The 16,921-nt window shown below is 65.4% G+C and carries 14 protein-coding genes and 2 pseudogenes; 4 read left to right on the top strand and 12 right to left on the bottom strand.

All coding sequences use genetic code 11. The features are described from left to right. The 6 genes and pseudogenes from F615_RS20575 to F615_RS0116010 form a co-directional block, all read right to left on the bottom strand. A pseudogene (locus tag F615_RS20575) lies at positions 1 to 179 on the bottom strand (ISL3 family transposase); the annotation flags it as partial. A 79-nt stretch (positions 180 to 258) separates the two neighbouring features. After that, positions 259 to 1,878, bottom strand: coding sequence for a glycosyltransferase (locus tag F615_RS18880; RefSeq protein WP_019562183.1), 1,620 nt, complete (start codon positions 1,876 to 1,878; stop codon positions 259 to 261). 19 nt (positions 1,879 to 1,897) lie between these two features. Then, a complete protein-coding gene (locus F615_RS0116025) occupies positions 1,898 to 3,619 on the bottom strand; it encodes a polysaccharide biosynthesis/export family protein (protein ID WP_019562182.1) in 1,722 nt (573 codons plus the stop codon). Between the two features lie 6 nt (positions 3,620 to 3,625). Next, positions 3,626 to 4,738, bottom strand: coding sequence for a KpsE/RkpR family capsule polysaccharide export protein (locus F615_RS0116020; RefSeq protein WP_019562181.1), 1,113 nt, complete (start codon positions 4,736 to 4,738; stop codon positions 3,626 to 3,628). Further along, complete coding sequence (locus F615_RS0116015) at positions 4,735 to 5,421, bottom strand: ABC transporter ATP-binding protein (protein ID WP_019562180.1); 687 nt, start codon at positions 5,419 to 5,421, stop codon at positions 4,735 to 4,737. Before F615_RS0116015 ends, F615_RS0116020 begins: the two co-directional genes overlap by 4 nt. Before the next feature lie 11 nt (positions 5,422 to 5,432). Further along, entirely contained in the window at positions 5,433 to 6,236 is an 804-nt protein-coding gene (locus F615_RS0116010) for an ABC transporter permease (protein ID WP_156824674.1), read from the bottom strand. Positions 6,237 to 6,579: 343 nt separating this feature from the next. On the opposite strand from F615_RS0116010, the gene pyrE reads away from it, so the two are divergent. From pyrE to F615_RS0115995, 3 genes are all read left to right on the top strand, one after another. Continuing rightward, entirely contained in the window at positions 6,580 to 7,248 is a 669-nt protein-coding gene (gene pyrE / locus F615_RS0116005; RefSeq protein ID WP_019562178.1) for an orotate phosphoribosyltransferase, read from the top strand. A 6-nt stretch (positions 7,249 to 7,254) separates the two neighbouring features. Then, positions 7,255 to 7,947 carry a DUF4124 domain-containing protein gene (locus F615_RS0116000; RefSeq protein WP_019562177.1) on the top strand — a complete coding sequence of 231 codons (693 nt, stop codon included), beginning with the start codon at positions 7,255 to 7,257 and terminating at the stop codon, positions 7,945 to 7,947. Positions 7,948 to 8,099: 152 nt separating this feature from the next. Further along, positions 8,100 to 9,506, top strand: coding sequence for an MATE family efflux transporter (locus tag F615_RS0115995; RefSeq protein ID WP_019562176.1), 1,407 nt, complete (start codon positions 8,100 to 8,102; stop codon positions 9,504 to 9,506). Between the two features lie 3 nt (positions 9,507 to 9,509). Here F615_RS0115995 and F615_RS0115990 read toward each other — a convergent pair whose 3' ends face one another. The 4 genes from F615_RS0115990 to F615_RS0115975 form a co-directional block, all read right to left on the bottom strand. Beyond that, complete coding sequence (locus tag F615_RS0115990; protein ID WP_019562175.1) at positions 9,510 to 11,546, bottom strand: acetoacetate--CoA ligase; 2,037 nt, start codon at positions 11,544 to 11,546, stop codon at positions 9,510 to 9,512. A 206-nt stretch (positions 11,547 to 11,752) separates the two neighbouring features. Further along, entirely contained in the window at positions 11,753 to 12,175 is a 423-nt protein-coding gene (locus F615_RS0115985) for a hypothetical protein (protein WP_019562174.1), read from the bottom strand. A 63-nt stretch (positions 12,176 to 12,238) separates the two neighbouring features. Next, positions 12,239 to 13,438: a CaiB/BaiF CoA transferase family protein gene (locus F615_RS0115980; RefSeq protein ID WP_019562173.1), complete on the bottom strand. Its 1,200-nt coding sequence runs from the start codon at positions 13,436 to 13,438 to the stop codon at positions 12,239 to 12,241. 115 nt (positions 13,439 to 13,553) lie between these two features. After that, positions 13,554 to 14,735 carry an acyl-CoA dehydrogenase gene (locus F615_RS0115975; protein ID WP_019562172.1) on the bottom strand — a complete coding sequence of 394 codons (1,182 nt, stop codon included), beginning with the start codon at positions 14,733 to 14,735 and terminating at the stop codon, positions 13,554 to 13,556. A gap of 125 nt (positions 14,736 to 14,860) precedes the next feature. On the opposite strand from F615_RS0115975, the gene F615_RS0115970 reads away from it, so the two are divergent. After that, on the top strand, positions 14,861 to 15,739 hold the full coding sequence (locus F615_RS0115970) for a LysR substrate-binding domain-containing protein (RefSeq protein WP_019562171.1): 879 nt from the start codon (positions 14,861 to 14,863) through the stop codon (positions 15,737 to 15,739). A 20-nt stretch (positions 15,740 to 15,759) separates the two neighbouring features. Here F615_RS0115970 and F615_RS0115965 read toward each other — a convergent pair whose 3' ends face one another. Next, positions 15,760 to 16,191 carry a DUF1810 domain-containing protein gene (locus F615_RS0115965; protein ID WP_019562170.1) on the bottom strand — a complete coding sequence of 144 codons (432 nt, stop codon included), beginning with the start codon at positions 16,189 to 16,191 and terminating at the stop codon, positions 15,760 to 15,762. A 588-nt stretch (positions 16,192 to 16,779) separates the two neighbouring features. Further along, positions 16,780 to 16,921 (bottom strand): annotated as a pseudogene (locus F615_RS20055) (IS5/IS1182 family transposase); the annotation flags it as partial.

Below are 16,921 nucleotides of genomic sequence, written 5' to 3'. Positions count from 1 at the left end.
AACCGGTCGTGCACCGGTTGCGTGGCCGCACCGCATGCCGGGCAGGCGAGCCTGCTGGTGTGGCAGCCGATCTCGAAGTCGATACGCCGCTTGGCGGTGTCGAGCCTGACGTCATCGACGACCCACGGCGGCTGCAAGCCCAGCGCGCTGGTAAACAGAGCTTCTACGGCAATGCCCATGGACTCATCCTCCTGATCAAACACGCCTCGTGGACATGTGCACAGGCCGGCCAGCGGCCTGCACACATGCCCACCGGGCTCAACGACCAGGAGTCATTGTGACTGTTGGGTTCCACACGAAATGACGAAGAGCCCAAAAGCCGGGAAGATCCGGATTTTCCACTTCCAGCGGGTGCCTCTTGACCACAACCACCCATTCAGGAGGGAGGCAAAATACTAGGCGGCGAATCAAACGAAGAAAGTTCTCATAGGAGCCTATCGGCCCGCACAGATGCTCAATCACACTGTCTGTAGGTCGCTGCAGTGGGACAAAAAGGACCTTCCTGCCAGGCGCGAGACCGAGCTTCCGTTTGAGCCCTTGAGCGCCAATGCGTTTAGGCTGGTCTTCAAGGCTATCGCCCGCCACCTTATAATGGCTCACGTAAGCACTAAGGCGTGCAACTTCCTCTTGTGAAAGCTCCCGCCGCCATTTGCCCGGATCGTAGCTTCCGCTTTCCCCGTTAAAACCCAGGGGATCAAAGAACACAGAGCCTGGCAGCGCCCCCCGTTCGCATACGATATATTCGATGTCAAGGGATCTAACCCTTTCGTAGATAGCGCGCATTCTTTCATTTGCGTAGGGGTTGTGAAATACGACCCTGTCAATGGCGCGCTCTCGAAGATATTCCACGAAGGAGTCCGGGGTAAACATGTCTTCATCTGCGAAGACAATCTCCCCCAACATTGGGGCAGCCCACCTGTTATATACCCATGGGTTCGCTCTAAATATGACTGAGCGCCCCCTCTCAGGCATAGGCAAAGGGTCAGGCTCTTCGCCGTGGAGCCGAAACCTCTCCAGCTTCTCCTCGAACAAACGCCTATTACGGTCCTTTGCTTTGACGTAGATTCCGCCCTCTTCAACGGGGTGCCAAGCATGGAATAGAACATATCCCTTCTGAAAAGTAATATCGCCGAAGAGGCGATATATAGATTTCCAACCTCTGTATTCGTTAATCGTCTGGAAGTTCTTGTAGTCAAGACCGAATTCCTCCGGCAGAGGAAATCTACGGGCCCGGCGGATAGCCCGACATGTGAACTCCAGGTCCTCATACCCCCACCCCTCGAACTCCGGGTCATTCCCCCCGGCTCCTAGGAAATAGTCACGCCGCCAGACGGTTACTGAAGTGCCTGTCGAGAATTTTTCGATTCTTGAAGCATCGGCATCTAGAAGATACTGTACAAATTTGCTCTTCCGCACAGCTGGCGGCGTAGACAGAAACTCATCCGTGCCACTTTTAGTCAGATAGATCACACCGAACATTAGAAAGCGCTCGGCGTATTTATGAAGCTCCTGCACCTCGATTTCGATCAAGACGTCGGAGTAGAATCCAGGGTAGGGCAGCAAATCGACGTCTTGAAACAGCACGTACTTGGTTCGACTGCGCTGTACGCCGGCATTCCTCGCGCGCCCGATCGAGAATGTCTCAAGCTCGCTTTCGAGTCTGAGATACTCGAGACCCAATCTGTCACACGCGGCTTCAATTTCTTTTCCGATCTGCCGCGGGGAGCCGTCGTCAACAACCAGGAATTGAACGGCAGGGGGTATTGGGGCGGCTTGAAGCAAGAATTGAAGTCTATGGATCGCATCTTGGCGGTCATTGGAACAGCGAATGGGGACAATGACGGTGAGGCCGCCTTCGAAGGTTTCGTGCCTGTTCATGATCCTTTCCTATGGGTTCTCAAAGGCCGAGCAGCACCTTGGCCGACACGGCAATCTGGTACAAGATCTGGGTGATGCCGCGCGTGATCTCGACGTTCTTGGTCTCGATCTTGGGCAGCACCATGATTTCGTCGCCCGGTTGCAGGCGGGCCACCTCGGTGCCGGGCGCCACGCTGCCGTCCTGGCGCAGCACGATGAGGCGGGCCTTGTCGGCACCCTGGTTGAAGCCGCCGGCGCGTTGCACGTAGTCGTCCACCGTGGCCTGAGGCTCGTACACCAGCGCGTTGGGAAAGAGCACCTCGCCGCTGACCAGCACGAGGTTGCTGCTCTCGGGTACGCGGATGATGTCCCCGTCTTCCAGCAAGGTATCCGCAGCTTGGTCGCGCTGGGCCAGGATGACTTGGCCGCGCGGCTGCACGCTGCGGGCGCGGTCGATGAACTTCAGAATGAGCTCGGCCTCACGGGTGCGCAGCGCGGCTTCTTCGCTGGTGGCGCTGCGTGCTGTCAGCGCATAGGTTTCGAGGCTGCGCAGCGAGGCTTCGAGCATCTCTTTCTGACGCACAGCCACCGAGCGGCGATACAGCTGAATGCCGCTCAGATTGGCCTGGGGCGCTGGCTTCAGGCGGGCCAGGGCATCTTTGAGACGCGCCCCGTAGGGCAGCACCAAGCTGCGTTCGCCCAGGTGAGCCCCCTCGATGCGCACGAGGATGGTGCCCGGATATTTGTCGGACGTGATGGTGACTTCGTCACCGTCTTCGATCATCACTTGGGCAGCGGCGTCCAAGGGATGGTATTCACTGCGCCGCTGTTCGCCAACTTTGCGCACAATGCTCAGATGGGTGGCGCCGGGCCGCGGCCGCGCCAGCGCCAGCAGTTCGCTGGCAGGCACGGTGGGGCGGTCGAATTCGAAAGCGTAGGGGTTGAGCACCTCGCCGCGAACTTGCACGCTGTGTTTGCGCGCATGGGCCACGAGTGTGTCGCCGTCTTGCAGTTGCACGTGGTCGATGCGGCCGTCCAGCAAGAAGCGGTAGAGGTTGAATTTGGCGCGCAGTTGCCCGCCGCGCAGCAGGTCCACTTCTAGGTAGCTGCCACGGTCGGGGTCGATACCGCCTGCTTGGTCGAGGTAGTACAGCACGGAGTCGCTGCTCAAGCCCCCGTACAAGCCCGGCGCCCGCACGAAACCGGTGACGTACACCTTGACAGGCTGGGCTGCCGCCAGCGAGGCATATACGCCGACGTTGGCTCGGAAGACACGCTTGACCTGCGCTTCGACCTCTTGGTTGAGTTCTTGGTTGCGCACGCCCAGCACGCGCACTGGCCCCACGTTGGGGATGAAGATGTTGCCCTGGGCGTCGACGGGTTGGGTGGCGTCGAAGTTGAAGCCGCCCCACATGCGCACGGTGACTTGGTCGCCGATGGCGATTTGGTAGTTGGGGTTGAAGCCGGCAAAGGGCACCGCGCCGAATCGGCCTGTGAAGATTTGGGAGCCAAACATGACCGGCTTGTCGGCGGTGAAGGGGTCCGGTGGCAGCGCGGCGCTCAAGCCGCCGCCGGCGGCGGTGCCTCGGCCGGCGGTGGTGGGGGTGGCCGTGGCAGCGGCCGGGTTGGGCGCGGCCTGCCCTCTCAGGGGAGCCAGCTCGGTGGCGCCGCGCGGTCCAGTGGATACGGGGTCTGCGAAGGTCTGGGCTGTGCTCAGCAGCGGCAAGGCCGCCAGTAAGCAGGTCAGGGCATGGCGCTTCATGGCTCGTCAGTCTTGGTGCTCTTGGATCGTGGCCACGATCAGGCGCGTGATGCCGTAGAGCAGGCAGCACACGATGAACAAGGTGACCAGGTTGTAGAGGCGGCGGGGGTACAAAGCCTCCTCGGGGCGGCTGGGCGACTCGATCACCACCAGGCTTTTGAGCTTGCGGCTGGCGTCGATGCGGGCGTTCTCCACCGCGGCTAGGGCGAGTTTGTAGGCGTCTTCGGCGAAACCGGCACGCAGCAGCAGGTCTTGGAAGCGGGCTGCTTGTTCGTTCAAGCGGGCGTCTTTCGGGCCGTCGGTGGAGGTGGCGCGCAGCCGCTCGGCTTCAAGCTGCTTGCGCAAGGCCTCCACTTGGTTGCGCAGGGTTTGCACTTGGAAGGCTTCGTCATTGAGGTAGCTGCGCAGCGCTCTCAATTCGGCCTCTTGTTTGGCCAAGGCTGCTTGCAGCTCGGCCATCAGGGCGCCGCTGGCGCGGGCCTCGGCGGTGGGGTCCAGCAGTTTGTACTTGGTCTGGAACGCCAGCACTTCGTTCTTGGCGGCTTGCAGCCGCTCGGCGGCGCGGTCAAGCTCGCCTTGGGCAAACTGCATTTGTTCGCGCGCCATGCGCTGGGAATAGGCATTCACGAAGGCTTCGCTCTCACGCAAGATGGCTGCGTTGAGCTTTTGCGCGAATTCGGGCTCGAATCCTTGCGCGCGCACGGTGAGCAAGCCGGCCACCTCATCGAACAGCACCTCGACGCGTGCGCGGTAGTACTCCAGGAACCATTCCTGGCTGACGCCGGCCCACAAGCGGAAAAAGGGGTCGAGCGTCTCGGCCTCGTAGTGGGCGCGCAGGCCCAGTTCGGCGTCGAGCTTTTTGAGCAGGTCCAGCGAATGGATGTATTGGCGCAAGTACAGGTTGTCTTCCCGCGAAGCCGGGCTGATGCCTGCCAACAGCAGCGCCGCGCCCGCGGCCCCCGCGGCGTTTTGATTGGCCTGGCGCACGGTGACGATGGATTCGCTGACGTAGCGGTCTGCCGCCAAAGCATAGTAGTACACCGCCGCCAGTAGCACGGGCAGGGCAATGAGCAGCAGTTTGAGCCGGGCAGGCGTGAGCGCGGACAGGAGCTTGTTCATGCGGCCTTGCCTTCAGCGGTGGCAGACGGTCCTTGATGGTAGGCAGCGATGCCTTCTCGCACGTCGTTGTACAAGGTGGCCCGTCCGTCACGGACCAGCACGACCACGTTGCAGTACTGCTCGATGTCTTTCATGGAGTGTGAAACCAGGATCAGGCGGGAACGCTCTAGCTTGCTGCGGAAGACTTCTTGGGACTTGCGCTTGAACTGCGCATCTCCCACGGCCATGACTTCGTCGATGAGGTAGTAGTCGAAATCGAAGGCCATGCTCAACCCAAAGGCCAGTCGTGAGCGCATGCCAGAGGAATAGGACTTGACCGGCAAATCGAAGTATTCGCCGATGTCGGCAAACTCTTGCACGTAGCGGACCTTCTCTCGCATGGCCTCACCACTGGCGCCATAGAGCCGGCAGACGAACTTCACGTTGTCGCGCCCGGTGAGCGAGCCCTGGAAGCCGCCAGACAAGCCCACCGGCCAGGAGATGCGCGCATCGGTAACGACCGCGCCGGCATCGGGCGCGTCGATGCCGCCGATCAAACGCATCAGCGTGGATTTGCCCGCCCCGTTGGGGCCGATGAGGCCGATGTTGGCCCCTTCGGGGAAAGTAAAACTCAGGTCACGGAAGACGTAGCGCCGTCCACGTGGCGTGGGATAGGACTTGGTGAGACCGCGCAACTCGATCATGGCCACCGTGTTCAGGATGCCAGCAAGCGGTGGCGGCGCACTCGGTACAAGCTCAGTCCCAGCGCCATGGTGCCGAGGGCCCAGGCCGACACATACGGCAGGCTGACCCCATGCACCACGTGATACTGTGCAAAGAAGTAGCCGCGCGAGAGTTCGATGGCGTGCAGGATCGGGTTCCACAGCAGCCAGGGCAGCACCTGCGGCGGCAGCGCACTGACCGGGAACATGATCCCGGAGAGCAGATACAGCGGCATGAAGCTGATGCGAATGAAGCTGCGCGCATTGGGCAGCTCGTCGGTGGCCACGGCAAACACCAGCCCCAACCCAAAGCCGAAGACCAGCAGCACGGCACTCACCCCCATCAGCTCCAGCGGGCGCGCCGGCAGCACGGTGAACCCCACCCAAGCCATCGCACCCAGCATGATGAGATAGACGGCGCTGTACAGCGCCACCTCGAGCAACGCACGGGCCACCAATGGGTCGATCGGCTTGACTTGGCGGTAGCCAAACAGACCACGGTTGGCGTCCACCGCCTCCATGCCGCGCAGCGTGAGATTCTTGAAAATGAAAAACGGCACCAGCCCCACCAGCAAAAACACGGCGTAATCCACCCCTGGCAAGACGTGGTGCCGCATGAAACCGAAAATCAATAACAAAATGACGATGTGGGCCAACGGCTCCAGCAGTGCCCAATACACGCCCAGCCAGTGCCCGCCGAAACGGGTTTTGAGCTCACGCAGGAACAGCGCGAACCACACCGAGCGCTGGACTTGCCAAGCGGCGCGAGGGGTGCGAGTGGAAGCTTGCGCGGTCATGTCGTGTTGGATGAAAACCCGAGCCAAGAACGCCCATCGACCCAACTTGCTGCGCACCGAAGTGACGCGCCTTGGCTCCGACGTTCGACCCAGGCTTGTGCCAGATCCCTCCATCGACCACGCGGGACGTTGGTGGAGGGCATGAGTATATAAACTCGAGAGGGCCATCCATCGAAACAAATGCTTGCAAACCGTTCCCTCTCTTGGGGGATGGACACCGGCTCCCGTAGCACCGCTTTGATGGCCACTGGCCTTGGACCCGTTCTCTGCGGTCCTGCAGGCGCGGGCGAGCCAAACGGCCCGCCTAGAATGGCTGGGTTTTCCTGTCGAACACCACCCCACCATGGCTTGCCCCGACCCTCTGGCCCTCGATTTCGTGAAGTTCTCGGTCGAATCCGGCGTGCTGCGCTTTGGGGAATTCAAGACCAAAGCCGGGCGGCTGAGCCCGTACTTTTTCAATGCCGGGTTGTTCAATGACGGGGCCAAGCTGGGCCGGCTGGCGCAGTTCTATGCCCAGCGGCTGATCGAGAGCGGCCTGGCCTTCGACATGCTCTTTGGCCCGGCGTACAAGGGCATCACGCTGGCCGCGGCAGTGGCCATCGAGCTGGCGCGGCTGGGCCGCAACGTGCCTTATGCCTACAACCGCAAGGAAGCCAAGGACCATGGCGAAGGCGGCACCTTGGTGGGCGCGCCCGTGGCCGGACGGGTGCTGATCATCGACGACGTGATCTCGGCCGGCACCTCGGTGCGGGAGTCCATCGCGCTGATCCGTGCCTCAGGCGCCACACCATGCGGGGTGGCGATCGCCCTGGACCGACAAGAAATGGCGACGGAAAACGGCCACGATGTGCCGTATTCGGCCGTGCAATGGGTGCGCACTCAACTGGGTCTTGAGGTCTGTGCGATTGCCACCCTCACGGACTTGTTGCAGTATCTGCAAACCACGGCCGATCCGGCCTTGGGCACGCATTTCGCAAGCGTGGCGGCATATCGCGATCGCTATGGGGTCTGAACGAGGATGAAGCACGGGCTGTGGGCTTGGGCGAGCATGGCCGGCGCCGCGCTGCTGGCAAGCCTGCCCGCACTGGCGCAGGGCATTTACACCTGTACCGATGCCAAGGGCCGCAAGCACACGTCCGACCGCCCGATCCTGGAATGCCTGGACCGCGAGCAGCGCGTGCTCAACAAGGATGGTTCGGTGCGCACCGTGCTGCCGCCGAGCTTGACGGCCGATGAACGCGCCGAGCTGGAGGCGCGCGAGCGCCGGGCCAACCTGGAGCGCCTGGCGCAGCAGGACGCGATCCGCCGCGACCGCCTGCTGCTGATGCGCTATCCCAACGAAGCCGAACACCGCAAGGCCCGCGAGGCGGCGCTGGAGGATGTGTACGCCGCCATCCGCAACTCGGAAAAACGCATCGCCGAGCTGGAAGCCGAGCGCAAGCCCTTGCTGGCCGAAGCCGAGTTCTACAAGGGCAAGGCTCTGCCCACCAAGCTGAAGCAATCGCTGGAGTTCGTGGACGTGGCGGTGCAGGCCCACAAGACGCTGATTGCCAACCAGCAAGCCGAGCTGCAACGCATCAACTACCTCTTCGACCAGGAACTCGACCGCCTGCGCCGCCTGTGGGCCGGCGCTGCGCCGGGCTCCCTCCCGCTGGCCGATGCGCTGCCGCGCCGGGATGCGAGCGGGGCCAGCGGTGCGCGGGCGCAGTGAGCCTGCGGCGTTGCGGCCGCGCCGCAGTCGCAACGCGTTCATGAATTTCAAGGGGTACCGCCCGGTTACCACGCTACGCTAGCATCCAGCGCAGCCTCGGTCTTGGGCCGCCACGCCCACATCCCGAAGCACCCCTCCCGTTTGCCCACCCCATGAGCACCGCTGTCCTTGCGCAGCCGGGCGCACGCGCCGCTGCGCCGCGCCCGCCCTTGTTCGCCATCACTTGGCCGCTGTTCACCGAGCTGCTGCTGGGCATCAGCGTGGGGCTGGCGGGGCTGTGGATGGCCTCGCGCGTGTCGGACGCGGCCTCGGGTGCGTTTGCGATGGTCAACCACCTGCAGGCGGCCTTCTTCATCCTGTTTCGCATCATCAGCATGGGGGTGAGCGTGGTGATCACGCAGAACCTCGGGGCGGGCAACCGGGCGGCGGCCGACGAGACGGCGCGGGTGTCACTGGCGGCCAGCACCTGGCTGGGGCTGCTGACGGGCTGCACCCTGCTGGCCGGCGCGCCCTGGCTGCTGCAGTGGATGAACACGCCCGCCGAGCTGATGCCGCTGGCGGTGCCCTTTCTGCAGATGGCCGCGCTGGCCCTGGTGCTGGACGCTTACAACGCCACGATGGCCTCGGTGATGCGCGCCCACCTGCATGCGCGCGACACGCTGCTGAACATGGTGGCCATGCACACGCTGCACTTGCTGCTGTGCATCCCGCTGATGGGCGGCGTGGGGCCGTTGCCGGGGCTGGGCCTGGTGGGCTTCGCGCTGGCGATGGCGCTGAGCCGCGCCTTCGGGCTGGGGCTGCACCTGGTGCTGTGGCGCTGGCGGCTGCAACTCGTGCCCACGGCCCGGGACTGGTGGGTGATGCACTGGAAGCCGCTGGCGCCGGTGCTGCACATCGGCCTGCCCGGCGGGACCGAAACCATCGCCTACCGGCTGGCCCTGATGGTGAGCATCGCGGTGGTGGCACGCATGGGCGCCACCGAGCTGGCGGTGCACAGCTACACGATGCAGGTGATGTACTTCATCTTGCTGTTCGGCCTGGCCATCGGCTTTGCGGCCGAGATCCTGGTGGGCCACCTGATCGGCTCGGCCCGGCTGCACGAGGCGCATGCGCTGGTGCGCAAGTCGCTGTTCCTGGGGCTGGGCGTGTCCACGGGGGCGGCGCTTGTCGCCGCACTGGGCGCGCCGTGGTACTTGCGCCTGTTCACGCAGGACGAGGCCATCATCGCCTCGGCCGTGCTGCTGCTGTGGCTCACGGTGCTGCTGGAGCCGGGGCGCACCTTCAACCTGGTGGTGATCAACGCGCTGCGCGCCACGGGCGATGCGCGATTCCCGGTGGCCGCGGGCATCGTCTCGATGGTGGTGGTGCTGGCCGGCGGCTCGTGGTTCTTCGGCGTGCACCTGGGCTGGGGCCTGCCCGGCGTGTGGATCGCCTACGCCCTGGACGAATGGATCCGCGGCCTGGCCATGGCCGCGCGCTGGTGGGGCCACGGCTGGGTGCGCCATGCCCGCGCCACGCACCGGCGCGTGGTGCGCGAGCGGCAGCCGGTGGGGAGCTGAACCTCAGTCCCCCCGCTGCCGCGCCAGCGCGATGAACGCCTCCAGCGCCCCTGGGTTGGCCATGGCGTCGCGGTGGAGCACTTTGTCCACCGGGTGGCCCAGCAGCAGCCGCTTGATGGGCAGCTCCATCTTTTTGCCCGACAGCGTGCGCGGGATCTCGGGCACCTGGACGATGTCGTCGGGCACGTGGCGGGCCGACAGCGTCTCGCGGATGCGGGCCTTCAGGCGGGCGACCAAGTCGGCCTCGAGCGTGTGGCCTTCGCGCAGCACGACGAACAGCGGCATCCAGCTGTCGCGGCCCAGGTACTCCAGGTCTACCACCAGGCTGTCCAGCACTTCGGGAAAGGCTTCGACCACGCGGTACAGCTCAGCCGTGCCCATGCGGATGCCGTGGCGGTTGAGGGTCGCGTCGCTGCGGCCGTAGATGATCGCGCCCCCGCGCGGGGTGATTCTCACCCAATCGCCATGACGCCAGATGCCTTGGCCCTGCGGGCCGCGGTACATCTCGAAATAGCTCTCGCGCAAGCGTGAGCCATCGGCATCGCCCCAGAAGTACAGCGGCATCGACGGCATGGGGCGCGTGCAGACCAATTCGCCGACTTCATCGATCAAAGGCCGGCCCTGGCCCTGGGCGTCGGGCTCGCCGTAGGCATGCACCGCCGCGCCCAGGCAGCGGCATTGCATTTCGCCGCGGGTCACGGGCAGGCCACGGTGGCCGGCCAGGAAGGCCCCGGCGAAGTCGGTGCCGCCGGCAATCGAGGTGAGCCAAATCGGCTGGCCCCCCGGCTGAGGCAGGCGGCGCCAGATCCAGTCGTAGCACTCGTCGGACAGGGGCGAGCCGGTGGAGCCCACGGCGCGCAGCCGTGAAAGCTGCGCCACGGCCTGGGGCTGCACGTCGGCTTTCAAGCAACTGGCGTAAAAGGCCGCGCCGGCGCCGAAGAAGCTCACCCCGGCCAAGCCGGCGAAGCGCCACAGGGTGGTCCAGTCGGGCGCATCGCGGGGGCCGGCGGGGCTGCCGTCGAACAGGCAGAGGGTGGTGCCCGAGAGCAGGCCGCTGACCTGGCAGTTCCACATGATCCAGCCGGTGGAGCTGTACCAGTGGAAGCGGTCGCCGCCTTCGACGCTGGGGCCGATGTCGTTGTGCAAGACGCCGAGCTTGAGGTGTTCGAGCACGATGCCGCCATGGCCATGCACGATGGGCTTGGGCACGCCCGTGGTGCCGCTGGAATAGACGATCCACAGCGGGTGGTCGAAAGGCAGCCGCTCGGGCTCGAAGGGCTGCTCGTCGGCCACCAGATCGGCCCAGGCATGGACGCGGCGATGCGCAGCGGCCAGGGCCTGGACATCGGCCTGCGCATCGAGGTGCTGGAGCACGAGGGCATGGCGCACGGTGGGCAGTTGCGCCAGCAGCTCGGCCACCCGCGGCAGCCGTGCATGGTCCACCCCGCCGTGGCGGTAGCCGTCGCAGGCGATGAGGACCACGGGCTCGATCTGGCGGAAACGGTCGAGCACGGCCACCGGGCCCATGTCCGGCGAGCACAGCGACCACACCGCCCCCACGCTGGCCACGGCCAGGAAGGCGACCACGGTGGCCGCGGTGTTGGGCAGGTAGGCGGCCACGCGGTCGCCGCGTTGCACGCCCAGGCGCTTGAGGTGATGGGCCAACGAGGCCACCTGACGGCGCAGCTCGCTCCAGCGCATCTGCTGCAGCTCGCCGCGGGCCAGCCCGGTTTCATCGCACCACACGATGGCCGGGTGGCCGGCTCGGTCGGCCTCATCGGCATGGCGCATCACCTGCTGCGCATAGTTGAGCTGGGCCCCGCGGAACCACACGGCGCCGGGCAGGCGGTCTTCCACCAATACGCCCTCGAAGGGCGTGGGGGATTGCAGCTCGAAGTAGTCCCAGATGGAACGCCAGAAGGCGTCGAGGTCGCTCACCGACCATTGCCACAAGTCTTCGTAGCGGTCGAAGTGCAGGCCGTATCGTTGCCCGAGCCAGCGCTGGTAGCGGTGGATGTGGGGCTCGTGGGCTGGGGGCATGGCGTCTCCTTGTGTCGTTTCGACCGAGGATAGCGCCACGCATGACGTCCTGCGATGTGTCGGCGAGGGGGTAAGCGTCGCGCCAGCTCAGCAGTGCTGCACGCGCTTGCTCACGCGAGCGCCCCCGTCTTGCGCGTGAGCACCACAAACAGCTCGCCCAGTACAGTACTTGTACCGGTAGCACGACGCTTCCGGACGGCAACTGCCTATGACGCTTTTCCAGCCAGGGCGAAGGAGGAGACCCTCTCTTGCAAGGCCGGATCCAGGCACGCCAGCAAGCCCGCGCCCCCGCGCAACTCGCGCGGCAGGGCCTCGTTGAGCAGCTTGTCCTCGTCGGTGGCCAGCCAGGCGCGGGCCCGGCCGTCTTTCAGGGTGATGCCGGCAAACTCGAAGAGGGTCACGCTGTCCCAGAGTTGCATCTCCTCGCCGGCCAGCGCGGCATGCAGCGCACTGAATTCGGGCATCGTGCGCAGCAGGGCCAGCAGATCGCGCCCGGCCGGGCTGCGGTCGATCACCAGGCACAACCGTTCGAGCCGCCCAGGCGCGCCGAACTCGCCGGCGGCGATGCGCTGGCGCAGTGTTTCGCTGGTTTGTTGCGCCAGTCGTTTGCGGCGTTTGGCTTCCCCCATGAACGGCTCCTGTGTCGATGCGGCGGCCTGCACGGCGCACCAGGCGGTGATGAGGCCGTGATGTTAGGGCGATTCACCGCTCGCTTCAGGCCAGTGCCCCGCCTGCGCGGCCGCGCGCACGGCGTCGCCATCGGCATCGAGCCCAGGCGGCGGGCAGAGGGCCATGGGCCGCTGACCGTCGAAGCACATGGGCGTGAGCACGCCAGGAGGGCGGCCTGAGGCTTCGGGAGCGCGCAGGCCGCGCGCGCGCACCTGGGGGTCGTCGAAGACCTGCGCGATGTCGAGTATGGGCGAGCAAGGCACGCCGGCGGCATCGAATGCTGCCACCCAGGCCTGGGTCGGCCGGGCGAGCAGGGCGCGCTGCAGCTGCGGCACCAGCTCGGCACGGTGCTTCACGCGGCCGGCGTTGGTGGTGTAGCGCTCGTCTTGCGCCAGGGCCGCGCAGCCCATCGCCTCGCAAGCGCGGGCGAACTGCGCGTCATTGCCCACGGCCAGCACCAGGTGGCCGTCTGCGGTGGCGAACACCTGGTAGGGCACGATGTTGGGATGGGCATTGCCCATGCGCGTGGGCGGCCTGCCGCTGACGAGATAGTTCGTGGCCTGGTTGGCCAGCATGGCCACCTGCACATCGAGCAAGGCCGCGTCGATGTGGCGGCCTCGGCCGGTGTGCTGGCGCTCATGCAAAGCGGCCAGAATGGCCGTGACCGCGTAGACGCCGGTCATCAGGTCCACGACGGCCACACCCACTTTTTGTGGCTCGGCGCCCGGCTCGCCGGTGAGGCTCATCAACCCCCCCTGGGCCTGGATGGCGAAGTCATAGCCGGCGCGCTGGGCATAGGGCCCGGTCTGGCCATAGCCGGTGATAGAGCAGTAAATGAGCCCGGGGTTGAGTCTTTGTAGGCTGGCGCAGTCCAGCCCATATTTGGCCAGCTGGCCCACACGGTAGTTCTCGATCAACACGTCGGCCTCGCGTGCGAGGCTCTTGACCATCGCCTGGCCTTCGGGCGTGGCCAGATCCAGCGCCACCGAGCGCTTGCCGCGGTTGGCGCAAAGATAGTAGGCCGAGGTGCGCGCCGACTCCTTGCCCCACCACGGTGGGCCCCAGCCGCGCGTGTCGTCACCGCTGCCGGGCCGCTCGACCTTGATCACGTCGGCCCCGTAGTCGGCCAGCAACTGACCAGCCCAGGGACCTGCCAGCACGCGGGACAGGTCCAGCACTTTCACACCCGCCAATGGCCGAGGCGGGACACCGGAATCGATCATTCGACAAGCTCGTCAGGGTCAAAGGCCATCCAGCAGACACCGCGGACCCGATGTTGCCGATCCGCGGCTGCGGCCCCCTCGAGGGCGTGCGCGAAGCGCGCAGGGGGGTGGTCCATCAAAACGCCGAAATCCCGGTTTGCGCGCGGCCGAGGATGAGCGCATGGATGTCATGCGTGCCCTCGTAGGTATTGACCACCTCCAGATTGACCAGATGACGGGCCACGCCAAACTCGTCGCTGATGCCATTGCCGCCGAGCATGTCGCGCGCCATGCGAGCGATCTCCAGGGCCTTGCCGCACGAGTTGCGCTTCATGATGGAGGTGATCTCCACCGCGGCGCTGCCTTCGTCTTTCATGCGCCCCAGGCGCAGGCAGCCTTGCAGGCCCAAGGTGATCTCGGTCTGCATGTCGGCCAGCTTTTTCTGGATGAGCTGATTGGCCGCCAGCGGCTTGCCGAACTGCTTGCGGTCCAGCACGTACTGGCGCGCGGTGTGCCAGCAAAACTCGGCCGCGCCCAAGGCCCCCCAGGCAATGCCGTAGCGTGCGCTGTTCAGACAGGTGAACGGGCCTTTGAGGCCGCGCACCTCCGGGAAGGCGTTCTCCTCGGGGCAGAAGACCTCGTCCATCACGATCTCGCCGGTGATGGACGTGCGCAGCCCCACCTTGCCATGGATGGCCGGCGCCGAAAGGCCTTTCCAGCCCTTTTCGAGAATGAAGCCACGGATGGCGCCTTCGTCGTCCTTGGCCCACACGACGAACACATCGGCGATCGGGCTGTTGGTGATCCACATCTTGCTGCCGCTGAGGCGGTAGCCGCCGTCCACCTTCTTGGCGCGCGTGACCATGCTGCCGGGGTCGGAGCCATGGTTGGGCTCGGTCAGGCCAAAGCAGCCGATCCATTCGCCGCTGGCGAGCTTGGGCAGGTACTTCTGGCGCGCCGCTTCGTTGCCGAACTCGTAGATCGGCACCATCACCAGCGAAGACTGCACGCTCATCATCGAGCGGTAGCCGGAATCGATGCGCTCCACTTCCCGGGCGATCAGGCCATAGCTCACGTAATTGAGGCCGGCGCCGCCATACGTCTCGGGAATGGTGGGGCCCAGCATGCCCAGCTCGCCCATCTCGCGGAAGATGGCCGGGTCGGTCTTTTCATGGCGAAAGGCCTCGAGCACGCGTGGGGCCAGGCGCTCGCGGCAATAGGCCGCGGCGGCATCGCGCACGGCGCGTTCCTCGCCGCTGAGTTGTTGATCCAGCAGCAAAGGATCGTCCCAATGGAAGGCGGCTTTGGTCTGGCCCATGCGGTCTCCGGTGAGGCAAAAGCAGGAATGCGCCGATGCTAAGCCGCAGGGCAGGGGGTTTCAACCGACAATTGCGCATCGACTCGTGAGAAAAACTCACTCCGTCTGCTTTGCAGGAGCGCCCCATGCGCCGCCGAATTCCCAGCACTGCCGCGCTGTCCGCCTTCGAAGCCGCGGCTCGGCACGAGAGCTTCACCCGTGCCGCCGAGGAACTTCACATGACGCAAAGCGCGGTGTGCCGCCACATCGCCGCCCTGGAGTCCAGCCTGGGGGTGGAACTGTTCCGCCGCACGCGCCGCGGCGTGAAGCTCACCGCCGCCGGCCAGGCTTATGCGCGCCGGGTGGCCGAGCGCTTGGCGGCGCTGGAACGCGACACGCTGGAGCTGATGTCCACCCGCGGCCAGGGCGGCGTGATCGATCTGGCGGTGGTGCCCACGTTTGCCACCCATTGGCTGCTGCCGCGGCTGCCGCTTTTCCAGCGTGAGCATCCGCACATCCAAATCCACTTGCACACCCGGGTGCGGCCGTTTCTGTTCGAAGGCTCGGGCATGGACCTGGCGCTGTATGCCGGCGATGGCCATTGGCCGGGCTGCGACACACGCCTGCTGATGCCCGAGCGCTTGATCGCCGTGTGTGCGCCGTCTCTGATCGCGCCACGCCGGCGGCTGACGCCCGCGCAACTGGCAACCCTGCCGCTGCTGCAGCAAACCACCCGGCCCGAGGCCTGGCGGCGCTGGTTCGCGGCCGCCGGGGTGGACACCGAACGCAGCTTGCAAGGGCCACGCTACGAACTGTTTTCGATGTCGGTGCAGGCGGCCTTGCTGGGCCTGGGCGTGGCCCTGGTGCCGGACTTCGCCGCTCAGGCCGAACTGGCCGCCGGCCGGCTCATCGAACCGGCCACCAGCCCTTGCGAGAGCGACCGGGCCTACTATTTGGTGCTGCCACAAGCCCAGCCGGCGTCCGAGGCGGTGCGGGTGTTCGCAGACTGGGTGCTGCGGCAATGAAGCCCGCTCGGGAGCTGGGCTCACTGGCGCAGCGCCAACACGCTGCGCTCGCAGCGCCGGCCCTCGCACCATCGGTCCAACGCCTGCGAGAACAAGGAACCCGGCCCGGCCGCGGCCTCGAACAGCGTCATGCACGAGCAGAACTTGAGATCATCGGGCGAACCGAAGATCTGATGCAGCGTGCGGCCCTGCACCGACATCACGGCCTGGACGCACTCACGCAGCCTGGCGCCCAGCACCGGATGGGCCAGGTAAGCGCGCGCCTCGTCCAGATCGGCCAGGCCGAAATACCTGGCCGTGGCGCTGCGGCCCAGCACGCGCAACTGCGGGAAGACGAACCACATCCAGTGCGTGCGTTTGGCGCCGGCACGCAGTTCGGCCAGCGCGGTGTGAAACACCGGGTCCTGGGCGTCGATGAAGCGCTGAAGCTCGCGGGGGTCTTCGTCGGCCATGAATGCATTCTCGCCGGGCTCATGCGGCCCAGCCACGTGCTGCTCACCTTCCCAATGGCCAGCCTGCAGCGGGCACAGAACGTGCGCCCGAGTTCGGGCAAGCAGCGCACGAGTGGACCAGCCTAGACCGCGCTGGGCCGGCGGCTGGACAAACTCGGCAACACGGCGGCGGCGCTGATGCCACGCTCGACCCTCCAAAAAAACCGTACACGCCGCGTCGGCATGCTCACTGCAAATCATCCGACAGATCAGACAGCAAAGAATGTTGCACCATGTTCACACCCTTTTGGGGGTGCTCACTCGTTGAAGGAGTGAAAAGTTTCTCGGATTGGTTGCGCTCGACATGGCTGCTGACGACTTCCGTCTGTACGAGGCCGTATAAAATTGTGACCTCTGGCATATGTATTTTTCACCTGTTGCAAACCGCTCGGGTTTGCATGCCGTTGCCTTAGGGAAACGCTGATCAAGCCCCGCGCCGCGGCGAGATTGTCCTGCGCGGGGCGAAACGGAGCGTTTTTGGCGCGTTCTACGGCCTCGAGGGCCTTACTGGCGGGCCCTTCGGCGCCCGCCCGGGCCATGATGGGCCCATTACGGGCGCACCAATGCCGGCACGCGCCGTGCGGCCATGTACAGGTTGACCATCGCCAGCGCCGTGAAGGCGCGGTTGGCGTTCTTGGCCAGGCCTCGGTAGCGCACCTTGGCAAAGCCCCACAGGCGCTTGAGCACATGA

Origin of the sequence: Caldimonas manganoxidans ATCC BAA-369 (assembly GCF_000381125.1) — a bacterium.
Taxonomy (GTDB): domain Bacteria; phylum Pseudomonadota; class Gammaproteobacteria; order Burkholderiales; family Burkholderiaceae_C; genus Caldimonas; species Caldimonas manganoxidans.
The sequence above is the reverse complement of the archived record's forward strand: the minus strand, read 5'-3'. Positions and strand labels throughout refer to the sequence as shown.

What these genes read in the sequence shown, in the direction of transcription:
- F615_RS0116025 (WP_019562182.1), bottom strand. Translation starts at nt 3,619, where the DNA reads ATGAAGCGCCATGCCCTGACCTGCTTACTGGCGGCCTTGCCGCTGCTG.
- F615_RS18880 (WP_019562183.1), bottom strand. Translation starts at nt 1,878, where the DNA reads ATGAACAGGCACGAAACCTTCGAAGGCGGCCTCACCGTCATTGTCCCC.
- pyrE (WP_019562178.1), top strand. Translation starts at nt 6,580, where the DNA reads ATGGCTTGCCCCGACCCTCTGGCCCTCGATTTCGTGAAGTTCTCGGTC.
- F615_RS0116000 (WP_019562177.1), top strand. Translation starts at nt 7,255, where the DNA reads ATGAAGCACGGGCTGTGGGCTTGGGCGAGCATGGCCGGCGCCGCGCTG.
- F615_RS0115975 (WP_019562172.1), bottom strand. Translation starts at nt 14,735, where the DNA reads ATGGGCCAGACCAAAGCCGCCTTCCATTGGGACGATCCTTTGCTGCTG.
- F615_RS0115990 (WP_019562175.1), bottom strand. Translation starts at nt 11,546, where the DNA reads ATGCCCCCAGCCCACGAGCCCCACATCCACCGCTACCAGCGCTGGCTC.
- F615_RS0116015 (WP_019562180.1), bottom strand. Translation starts at nt 5,421, where the DNA reads ATGATCGAGTTGCGCGGTCTCACCAAGTCCTATCCCACGCCACGTGGA.
- F615_RS0115980 (WP_019562173.1), bottom strand. Translation starts at nt 13,438, where the DNA reads ATGATCGATTCCGGTGTCCCGCCTCGGCCATTGGCGGGTGTGAAAGTG.
- F615_RS0116010 (WP_156824674.1), bottom strand. Translation starts at nt 6,236, where the DNA reads ATGACCGCGCAAGCTTCCACTCGCACCCCTCGCGCCGCTTGGCAAGTC.
- F615_RS0116020 (WP_019562181.1), bottom strand. Translation starts at nt 4,738, where the DNA reads ATGAACAAGCTCCTGTCCGCGCTCACGCCTGCCCGGCTCAAACTGCTG.
- F615_RS0115965 (WP_019562170.1), bottom strand. Translation starts at nt 16,191, where the DNA reads ATGGCCGACGAAGACCCCCGCGAGCTTCAGCGCTTCATCGACGCCCAG.
- F615_RS0115985 (WP_019562174.1), bottom strand. Translation starts at nt 12,175, where the DNA reads ATGGGGGAAGCCAAACGCCGCAAACGACTGGCGCAACAAACCAGCGAA.
- F615_RS0115970 (WP_019562171.1), top strand. Translation starts at nt 14,861, where the DNA reads ATGCGCCGCCGAATTCCCAGCACTGCCGCGCTGTCCGCCTTCGAAGCC.
- F615_RS0115995 (WP_019562176.1), top strand. Translation starts at nt 8,100, where the DNA reads ATGAGCACCGCTGTCCTTGCGCAGCCGGGCGCACGCGCCGCTGCGCCG.